This window comes from Dehalococcoidales bacterium, from assembly GCA_035529395.1.
Classification (GTDB): Bacteria; Chloroflexota; Dehalococcoidia; order Dehalococcoidales; family Fen-1064; genus DUES01.
Window position 1 is genome coordinate 1 of record DATKWT010000014.1, and the last position, 10,321, is coordinate 10,321.

At 54.0% G+C, this 10,321-nt stretch carries 7 protein-coding genes and 1 tRNA gene; 2 read left to right on the plus strand and 6 right to left on the minus strand.

Going from position 1 to position 10,321, the window contains the following annotated elements; translation table 11 throughout:
* The coding region (locus VMW13_00790) for a DUF4129 domain-containing protein (protein HUV43343.1) at window positions 1–1,284 on the plus strand (1,284 nt) is incomplete at its 5' end.
* A gap of 138 nt (window positions 1,285–1,422) precedes the next feature.
* Here the strand turns inward: VMW13_00790 and glmS are convergent.
* The gene (gene glmS, locus VMW13_00795) at window positions 1,423–3,195 is read right to left on the minus strand and encodes a glutamine--fructose-6-phosphate transaminase (isomerizing) (protein ID HUV43344.1); all 1,773 of its coding nucleotides are present in this window, start codon (window positions 3,193–3,195) and stop codon (window positions 1,423–1,425) included.
* 276 nt (window positions 3,196–3,471) lie between these two features.
* Complete coding sequence (locus VMW13_00800) at window positions 3,472–4,272, minus strand: enoyl-CoA hydratase/isomerase family protein (GenBank protein HUV43345.1); 801 nt, start codon at window positions 4,270–4,272, stop codon at window positions 3,472–3,474.
* Window positions 4,273–4,533: 261 nt separating this feature from the next.
* Between VMW13_00800 and VMW13_00805 the strand changes: the two genes are divergently transcribed.
* Entirely contained in the window at window positions 4,534–5,535 is a 1,002-nt protein-coding gene (locus VMW13_00805) for a beta-ketoacyl-ACP synthase III (protein HUV43346.1), read from the plus strand.
* Window positions 5,536–5,614: 79 nt separating this feature from the next.
* On the opposite strand, the gene VMW13_00810 is transcribed toward VMW13_00805, so the two are convergent.
* The 4 genes from VMW13_00810 to VMW13_00825 form a co-directional block, all read right to left on the minus strand.
* Window positions 5,615–6,796, minus strand: coding sequence for a MalY/PatB family protein (locus tag VMW13_00810; protein ID HUV43347.1), 1,182 nt, complete (start codon window positions 6,794–6,796; stop codon window positions 5,615–5,617).
* Window positions 6,797–7,070: 274 nt separating this feature from the next.
* Complete coding sequence (locus VMW13_00815) at window positions 7,071–8,387, minus strand: sugar phosphate nucleotidyltransferase (GenBank protein ID HUV43348.1); 1,317 nt, start codon at window positions 8,385–8,387, stop codon at window positions 7,071–7,073.
* Window positions 8,384–9,793: a hypothetical protein gene (locus VMW13_00820; protein ID HUV43349.1), complete on the minus strand. Its 1,410-nt coding sequence runs from the start codon at window positions 9,791–9,793 to the stop codon at window positions 8,384–8,386. Before VMW13_00820 ends, VMW13_00815 begins: the two co-directional genes overlap by 4 nt.
* A gap of 327 nt (window positions 9,794–10,120) precedes the next feature.
* Window positions 10,121–10,196, minus strand: a tRNA-Val gene (locus VMW13_00825).
* Window positions 10,197–10,321 lie beyond the last annotated feature (125 nt).

Here is a 10,321-nt window from a genome sequence, read left to right on the forward strand (position 1 = left end):
GAAGGCATGCTGACGTCAGAGGGAGAGGCCATTGCCGGGCGCGACATTGACATTCTGCTTAATGACTCTCCCTGGGTGACCATCAGGACGGAGACGAGCGGACATTATGAGGGCATACTGCCGGTCCCGTACCAGTACTTACCGAATGTTAACGTACAGGCGTTCTTCTACCCCGGGGGTGAGGATGTCAACCGGTACATATCCAACCATAGTCCAGTGGTAAAGCTGGGTCTACTGTTCTATGATGCCCATCTGGAAGTCAAGGTGGAAGACATGGCCTACCCTGGTCTGGAAACCACCGTCGCCGGGGAATTTCATTATGGCCCATTGCCACCACCTGAGGAGAGAAGGGCCGAAATTTACATCGACGATGTTCTTGTCAGTGAGTTCGGTACCGGAGAGGGATTCTCACAGAGCATTCGACTTCCGACCGAATTGAGTGTAGGCGAGCATGTCCTTACCATCTCCGCAGTGGCGACCGGAAGGTATTCGCCCGTAGTTGCCAGCACTGTTCTGAATGTAACCAGGGCAGTCCCCATTCTGGATATGAACACACCCACGATACAAGTGGTACCCGGGGCAGTTAAGTTGAAAGGCAGGATACACTCGGATCTCAGCCCGCTGATGGACACTTCGATCATCATGGAGTTCAGCAAATCCGAGGTCGAACTGAACAGCTCCCCGGACGGTACCTTCGACACCAGAATTGGGGTAGGGATGGGATTGGGCCTGATCGGCTCTCAAGAACTGACCGTGAGGATTATCCCTCAGGAACCCTGGCACAGGTCTATTACTGTCCGTAGAAAAATAGTGACGGTCAACGTGGTGAATTGCGGCGCCATCCTTGTCCTCCTGGCAGTACTCGGTATCCTTCTACCTCGTATATCAAGGGGCAGGGCCAGGGCTCCCTCGGCGACAGCTACTCCACTTGAACCGGCTGCACATCATTGGCAGCATCGCGAGGGAATGGCTCTTGCCGTCTTCCCCGAAAAGAACGATGGAAACGTAAGCGACCCACGAAGCCGGGCCTTCCGCTGGTATCGTCTTGCCGTCAGGCTCGTCCAGAGAGTAACCGGGTTCTTACCGAGGCCTCAGCAAACCATGCGGGAATTCGCCCGAGAGACTAGCAGGTTACTTGGCCCAACCAGCAAATACTTCCTGGCGCTCACCGGAATAGTAGAAGGGCTGCTTTACTCCCATCGGCCTGCCACAGAGGAGGACGCGGAAAGGAGCAGAGAGCTGTGCAAGGACATAGAGGAGGGATTGGGAGGTGGTAGTGTCTAGCGGGGTGCTAAGGATAGGATGGGGGCTGTATTAAGAATGGGTATCGCTATCCTCAAGGGGTCTGGTGTTAAGGATTCTACCATGTCTGTACTGGTAGCTCCTACAGGTATTGAGGTGAATATACCCCGGCCGGTCGCACTACTTCACCGTCACGGACTTGGCAAGGTTGCGCGGCATATCAGGGTCCAGACCTCTGCTTATGGCGGAATGATACGCGAAGAGCTGGAGTGGAATGATGGTCACCAGTGGATAGAATATCTCCTCGACCTCGGGAATTTTGATCCACTCATCGAAGGTTGGATCGTCCCTGTCAGAAACACCGAGAACCAGGGCACCACGGGCCTTGGTCTCGGCGATGTTTGAGAGTGTCTCGTCGAATGTATAGTCAGCGGGGCATATGGCGACAACCGGTGTCCCCTTCCCAATCAGTGCCAGTGTGCCATGTTTTAGCTCCCCGGCCGGCATACCTTCGGCATGGACATAGGTGATTTCCTTGAGCTTCAAGGCACCCTCACCGGCAACGGCGAAGTTGATTCCACGAGCGATGTAGTAGAAATCATTCTTGTTTTTCATCTTAGCGGCAATCCTGGGTATCTCCTGCCCGTTGTGCTGCAGGTTGGTCTCAATGAGATTAGAGGCTGCCGTCAACTGGCTGACACCTTCGTCATACCGGTTCACCATGGTATATGCCAGCAGGTACAGGACGGTAAGCTGTGCCATGAAGGACTTCGTAGCGGCGACGCCTATCTCGGGGCCGCAATTAAGGTAAGCTACACGGTCGCTGGCACGGGCCAGTGAGGACCCGACCACATTGACCAGTGAGAAAACGGTAGCCCCGCTCTCCTTAGCCCTCTTTACTCCGTTCATGACATCGGCAGTTTCTCCGCTCTGGGATACAGCTATAACCAGTGTGTTCTTGTCGATAGAATCGGCGAAGTAACCGAACTCAGAGGCTATGACAACATCGCTGAACTTACCTGAAATCCTGGAAAACGCGTATCTACCAATGAGGGCAGCGTATCTGGAGGTACCGCAGGCTGTGAATACTACCTGCCTGGCGCGAAGGATTTCCAGGGCCATCTCCATCATCAGCGTCCGGTCCTGCATCACGGCGCGGCGTATTGCCTGTGGCTGCTCGAGAATCTCCTTGAGCATGAAGAAATCATGACCCTGCTTGGTGGCATCGCCCCATTCCCGGTCGACTTTGATTGCTGCTCTGTCTATCTGTCTGCCCTCACTATCGAAAATGCTAACCTTATCCCTGGTGATGACGGCGTGCTCACCGTCCTCAATGAAGATAATCCTGTCAGTCTCGTTCAGAAAGGATAACGTATCACTGGCAATGAAGTTACCCTCATCTCCCAGGCCCACTACCAGAGGGCTGTCCTTGCGCAGAGCCACTATCCTGTCGGGTTCTCTCGCAGAGATGGCGGCGATGGCGTAGGAACCCTTCAGCTCCTTGCCAGTGAGACACACGGCGTCTTCCAGAGAGGAACCGTTAGCGACGTAGTCTTCGATAAGATGGGCAACGACCTCGGTGTCCGTTTCCGAAACAAACTTGTGCCGGGAATAGAGACGGTGGGCAAGTTCGCGATAGTTCTCAATAATGCCGTTATGGACGATGGCAATCTCGTGTTTGCAGTCAACGTGGGGGTGTGCGTTAGCTATGGTAACTGAGCCGTGAGTTGCCCATCGAACATGCCCGATGCCCACTTCTCCGGGGAGCTGGAGCAGATGGTGCTTCTCGCTCACCTCAGACAGTTTTCCGGTGTCCTTCCTGACAGACAGACGGCCGTCGGCTACAGTCGCCATACCTGCGGAGTCATAGCCGCGATATTCCAGTTTATTCAAGGCATTCAGCACAATTCCTGCGGCCTGCCTATTGCCGATGTAGCCAACTATACCGCACATGTCTGCTCCTCAAGTATCCAGTACCCGTCTCTGCAGGCGTTCCTGCCTTTCCTACTTAAAGAATAATTCTATGCCAGGCATGTAATAAAGTCAACGATGACAGCGAGCTTATTCCTGTAACTATCGCGGTCTGGACAGCTCTCACAGGTGGAACTATGGCACTGCAAACAGCCGGAGTTGGTCAGGCTGACGATAATGTTACCAGCTTCACTGATACCTCTAACTGAGTGTGCACAGTATTCGTGAGAGCGGGGCACGTCCAAGAGCCGGGTGGCATCACTGTCCGGTAAACCGTGGTGGGCGGCGTTCCAGAAACGAGTCCTGCGATTCCTGCAAGTCGTGCGGCGCTCTGCGGGCGAAATTGAGTCCGAATGACTCATTCTGCAGTTGCTCTTCCAGAGTCGATTCCATACTCTGCTGGAGCACACGTCGTGTTGATTGCATAGCTACAGGCGGCCAGAACGCGATTTGATTGGCCAGTTCCAGTGCCTCATCCAGGAGCCGGTCGGCAGGTACCAGACGGTCGAGTAGACCGATGCGGTAGGCTTCGTCGGCCTCCACGAAACGGCTGCTATAGATTAAGTCACAGGCACGACTATAACCCACGATACGCGGCAGGAAGAATGACATACCGGTGTCAGGGCTCAGGCTGCGTTCAATGAAAACTACCTTGAAGCGTGTTTTTTCCGTACCTATCCGTATGTCACAGGCAAGCGCCACAGACATACCGGCACCTGCTGCCACACCATTCACGGCGGCGATAATCGGTTTGTCCAACGTGCGGTATATCGCCGTGGCTAATCTTCCCATCCAGCTATACACGTCCAGGCGTTCCTGCCGGCCGGGCTGCTCATCGCTACTGCCATCGCCACCCCGCAGATCAGCCCCGGAGCTGAACCCCCGCCCGGCACCGGTGAGCACGACTGCCCAGATATCGTCATCATCACGCAACTCCTGACAGGTCTGCATGATACTGTCCTGGAGTTCACGGTTCAGGGCATTCAAGTATTCCGGCCTGTTCATGGTTAATAGGGCTACCCGTTCCCGTCGCTCGATTGTCAAAACACTCTCAGACACGCTTTACTCCTTGACTGTATTTTTCGCTGCTTCGCTCCTGATGCACCTCCGGGAGTGGCCGGACGGTTTCGCAGGTTGTCATCGGAGCGATAAATCGTACTCTCCGCAGGATAGCCAATTGTATCACACACCTGTCCGCCTGTCCGCTAATTGATTTTGAAGGCACAGTTAATGGAAAAGGGGAATAGTTCTTGCAACGGATAGTGCATACAGCTACAATAGGCCATTACCTGTGGGACTAACGAAAGGGAGATTGGAATAATGAGACGTTCCACTATTATTGGTACCGGTTTCTACGTGCCGCCCGATATCTGGACAAATGAAGATATGACCAAACTCATGGACACCTCGGATGAATGGATTCAAGAACGCACCGGAATCAAGCAGCGCCACATCGCCGAAGAGGGTATCGGATGCGCCGACCTTGCCAAGGTCGCGGCTGAGCAGGCCATTGCCGATGCGGGTATGACCAACCAGGACATCGAAATGATAATCTTTGCAACGCTTAATCCCGATGTCTTCTTCCCCGGCTCCGGTTGTGTCCTTCAGAGTAAAATGTCCTTTGGCACGATACCTGCCCTCGACATCCGCCAGCAATGTACCGGCTTCATCTATGCCATGGCCATTGCCGACCGTTTCATCCGCACCGGCTGGTGTGATAACATCCTGGTCATCGGTTCCGAGGTCCATTCTACCGGTCTCGACTTTACCACCCGCGGTCGTGATGTGGCTGTCCTCTTCGGTGACGGTGCCGGTGCAGTGGTGATGGTTCCAACCGAGAATGAGGGTGAGGGCGTACTTGACTTCACACTCCACGCCGAGGGAGAAAACTACGACAAGCTCTGTATCCCGGCACCATACGGCTTTGTTCGCGGACGGATTACACATGAGATGATAGATAATGCCGAGCACTATCCCAAGATGGACGGTCGGGCTGTCTTCAAGCACGCCATACCCCGTTTCTGTGAGTGTATGAACGAGGTGCTTGAAAAAACCGGCTACAGTATCGAGGACGTGGACCTGTTCATTCCCCACCAGGCCAACGACCGTATTACCAATATGGTCGGTACCAGGATGGGACTACCCGCTGAGAAGGTCGTTTCCAACATCGCCAGATACGGCAACACCACCGCGGCTACTATTCCCATTTGCATTTGTGAAAGCCGCCAGGACGGCCGTCTGAAGAAGGACTCCCTGCTTCTACTCGCTGCCTTTGGCTCCGGATTCACCTGGGCTTCCTTACTCATGCGCTGGAGTGTCTGAGAGCAGGAAGCCGGTAGTCATCCGCCGGTTCACAGCAGAAGTTACCGGGAATGGACCAACCCGTTAACATGGTGTCTGTTCAGTGGCTTCTCAGCCTGTTTACTGCTGCCTCTATTCTCCGTAGTCCTTCTTCCAGGGTACTTCTCGGGCAGGCTATATTCATTCTCTCGAAACCTTCTTCCCTGCACCCGAAAATGGTACCCGGTTGCAGAGCTACCCTGGCGTCTTCACGTACGAAATTGCCCAGTTTCTCCCGGTTAATTCCGCAGCCTCTGAAATCCAGCCAGGCCAGGTAGGTGCCTTGAAGCGGAATTATTCTGAGTCCCGGTATCCTGGTAGAGGCGTATTGCTCCAGAAATGCCATGTTCCCCTGAAGATAGACGAGTAGCTGCTCAAGCCACGCTTCACCGTAGCGGTAGGCCGCCTCAGTAGCAGCGATACCAAACATGTTTGGCGAGCTAATCCCACAACTCCTCAGCATGCTGCTGAAGGTCTCTCTGAGTCCGGGATTTGGAATAACGATATTCGACGTTTTCAGTCCTGGCAGATTAAATGTCTTGCTGGCGCTTGTGCAGGTAATCGACCTATCGGCGAATTCCTCGGAGATAGAGGCAAACGGCACGTGTTCGAAGCCATCATAGACCAGGTCGCAATGAATATCATCCGATACAACGAGGATGTTATTCTCCAGGCAGAGCTGGCCAAGTCTGGTCAACTCTTGTTCCTTCCACACCCGCCCGACAGGGTTGTGCGGACTGCACAGGATGATCATTTTCGTGCGAGGATTGATTTTGTCCTGCAAATCGTCGAAGTCCATTACATACAGGTCATTCTCCAGATTCATAGGATTGTCGAATATCTCACGGTCATTATTGGTGATGGCGTTGAAGAAAGGGTAATATCCCGGGGTCTGGACAATTACCTGGTCGCCGGGAGAGGTGAACGTCCTGACCAGTATATTTATTGCAGCAATTACTCCGGGCGTGAAAACTAACCATTCCTTCTCGACTTCCCAGTTGTGACGCTTCCGTATCCAATCTATCACTGCGTCATAGTACGACTGAGGCACGGTACTGTAGCCAAAGACTCCGTACTCAGCTACACGCTTCAGAGCGTCGATGACAGGCTGGGGCACCCTGAAATCCATGTCTGCCACCCACATCGGCAGGATGTTTTCAACGTTGAAACGCTCATCGGCGAGGTCCCACTTAACCGAATTGGTGTTGCGGCGGTCTATAACGGAGTCGAAATCATACTTCATAGTCCGGTACCTCAGCTACTGGTTATTGCCGGTTGATGGTATTCTGCGACCACTCAAGAGTAGCACCGTGCGGAACGACCATCAAGTCCCGGACGGGAGATTTTAAGCTTGCTGCTGCCACGCGTTGTCTGCATTGCCCTTGTGCGACCGCGTTCTTTGCGCCAGCAACGGCGGGTCTGCTTAGTCTGAGTCGGAGAGTATGGTGAGAAGTGACCGAAGGTGATTACGGGGGGGGGCGTAAAGCAACAGTGTTGTAGTCGGGTCTACGGACGACCTAGCCTTTCAACTCTTTCATTCGCCCTGCTGCCGAGTCGGCGCGCAGCTTAATCACGTTCCTGGTAGTCTTATAGCCGGAACTGAGAACGGCCATGCTGTCTGGTTTAAGGTCTTCGGTCAGACATACCTGGGCACCAACTATTGAATTGGGACCGACTCTGACTCCGGGCATGATACTGGAATTGACTCCACTCCGACAGTTGTCACCTACTATTGCTCCGAGTTTGTCCAGACCGCTGTCCACGCTGTCATCGACCGTAACCGGGACGTTCTTCTCATCAAAACGCCAGTTGGAGAAGACGGTGTTGGCACCGAAAGAGCAGTTGTCGCCGATAATGGAGTCACCAACGTAGCACATATGAAACCAGCAGCCGTCGCCGATGTAGGAGCCTTTAATCTCGGTAGCGAAACCGACCACGCAGTCGGACCCGATGTGACTGTAGCCACGGACCAGGCTGCCGTTGCCCACCACCGAGTTCGCCCCGATGTAGACCGGCCCACGTATCACCGCATTTTCAAAGACCCGGACGTTCTCATCGAGCACCACCTGGCCATCAATCACCGCGCTCTCCGAGACCTGCGCCGATGGAGCAATGTACCTCGGGCTGTTGTCCAGAAACTGCTTGACCACACTGAATATGTGCCAGGGGTACTTGATGGGAGTCCAGGAGCCGGTGTAGCGAACGACTTTCACGGTCTGCCCTTCCTTGACTGTGCTGTCAATGGCACGCTCGTAGACGTCATCGCGGTCCGTCTCAACGTTGGCAATACAGGCCAGTAGCTTCTGCGGGTCAGTATGCAGGTGCAAGAGGACACTCACCAGGTTGGACGGCTCATTTCCCTTGCCTGGTTTCTCTATAATATGTGTCACTTCATTCGTCTCATTCACCACCAGGTAGCCACCGGGGAAATACTCGTTTACTTCGTAGCCGAGCAGGTAAGAGCCCGCCGAGTTATCCTGGTGGGCTGCGAGTAGTCCGGTATAGGCAGAACCGTCAAAGACATCATTGGGGCTGGCGATAATTATCTCGTCGTTCAGGAGCCCGGCGGCACTCTCCAGGGCGTCAGCTATCCCGGCAGGTTCCTTCTGGACAGCCAGTTCAACCTTGATACCTTCGATGCCGGCCACGATATCCTCTATACGGTGGATGCTCCGGGTACTGCCCACAATGACGAACCCGGTCAGACCTGCTTTCCGGGCTAGCTCAATCTGGTGTTCCAGAAGTGTTTTCCCGAGGAACTTCAGCAGGAACTTGTCCTCGGTGATAGGGAACATCCGTTTACCGATTCCACCGCAGAGAAATACTACCTTCATGCCACCAACCGTGCTATCGTACTTCGCACTATTTCTATTCCGCTATTGAGGAGCGTTTCCGTTTCTGCCTCGGAGCCTGATTCAGCATTCACCCGGATGAGAGGTTCCGTTCCACTCGCCCTGATGAGCATCCAGGAATCATCAAATTCAAGTCGAAGTCCGTCCAGGGCGTTGACGTGACGTGGCCCCAGTCCGGCGGCACTTCCTTCTATTTCGTTCATGACGGTCGTCTTGGCGATGTTGGGGCAGGAGACCTTGTCCTGCAACGAGTAGAGCCGCGGGATTTGCCGGAGGTAACTCCGTATCTCCCCGGCGCTGTCTATTTTGCTGAGCAGGGTAAGCGCCGCAAACATGGAATCCGGGTACAGACCTATCTCCGGCATAATGTAGACGCCGACCGGCTCCACGCCGATGGCGGCATCAAGCTCGCGGACAAGATGAGCTACATATACATCACCGACCTTACCACGCACTACCTCTGCGCCCAGGTCGTTCAGGACAAGGTCAACCATGTTTCCCGTTTCAACGGTGGCCGCTACCTTCTTCTTGCCGCTCCTTACTACTGCCAGACGCGCGGCAAAGGCAATCACTTCGTTAAATCCCAGGAAACCTGTTTCGTCGAGAAAGACAACCCGGTCGGCATCACCATCGAAGCATACTGCCAGACCGGCATTGTGCTGTCTCATGAACTCAAAGGTGCCTTCAAGAGTATCCTCCTTTGGCTCAGGGTTTCTCCCCGGGAAAAGGCCGTCAGGCTCATCATTGAGAGGTATCACATCCAGTCCCACACGGACAAACAAATCGCTGGCAAATCCGGCGGCGGCGCCATTGGCCGCGTCCACCACAATACTGAAGCCCTGGCTGAAGCTTCCTTCCGGGAACCTGTTCGCTACGAAGCGGAGATAGTCTTCCCTGGCTTCAAGGTTCCTTTCGAGACTGCCGCGAGAGCTGTTCCTGAACTCACGTTTGCCGTATATCCGCTCTATTTCCATTTCCTGCGCACGACTGTAGCCGATGCTGTCTGCATCGTTGATGCAGGCGGCATTGAATAGCTTGATACCATTGAATTGATAGGGATTGTGGGAAGCGGTAATCATTACGCCGGTGTCGAACCCCATCCTGCCGGTTAGAAAGGCCAATGCCGGGGTAGGCAGTATCCCCAGATGGGTGACGTCGATGCCGGTATTGCGGAGTCCGGTAGTGACAGCGTCGTTAATGACTTCTCGACTCACTCTGGTATCAGTGGCAATACAGACTTTGGAATGCGGTGGGAGTGTGCTGCCTATTGCCCTGGCGACATCCAGGCAGAGCTCCTCAGACAGGTCCTCCCCGACCACACCCCTGATACCACTGCTGCCAAACAGGCGGGGGGTACTTTGTGCTGTCTGTCTTGCTCGGTCTGTCATCGGTTCAGTTCCGTGTACCACCGACTGCCGGGTGGTCTTATGTGGGCGTTTTATGCACGCTGGGGTGTTGTGATAGTATCTCGTTTTGCCGTCCTGGGTGGTAGAAGGGCAGGGGTTATGCTCATGGTAGACCCTTTACGGACTCAATCCTGACTCGAGCACGATAGAGACCCCACCTGAGAGCTTATTTTAGGCCAGCGGCAGGATAAAGTCAACGTCACGAATTACCTGAATCCAGGTAATCGGTCGGGGAGGTGTGTTTATCTGTGCTATGCCTACGAATGGGTTATTAGAGCAGAAGATAGGGGTTCTACCTACCGTACGGTATGGTGGGCGGTACTGGACTTGAACCAGTGACCTCTTGCGTGTGAAGCAAGCGCTCTAACCACTGAGCTAACCGCCCTCGCAATCACTGACGGAGGGAGCTAACCTCCTTTTTTAGGCTCGAAATGCTGTATAGACATATTGACAACATGTAAAGACATTCTGGCAATTACCATTAACTTTTTCAAAACAAGCACTCAAGGT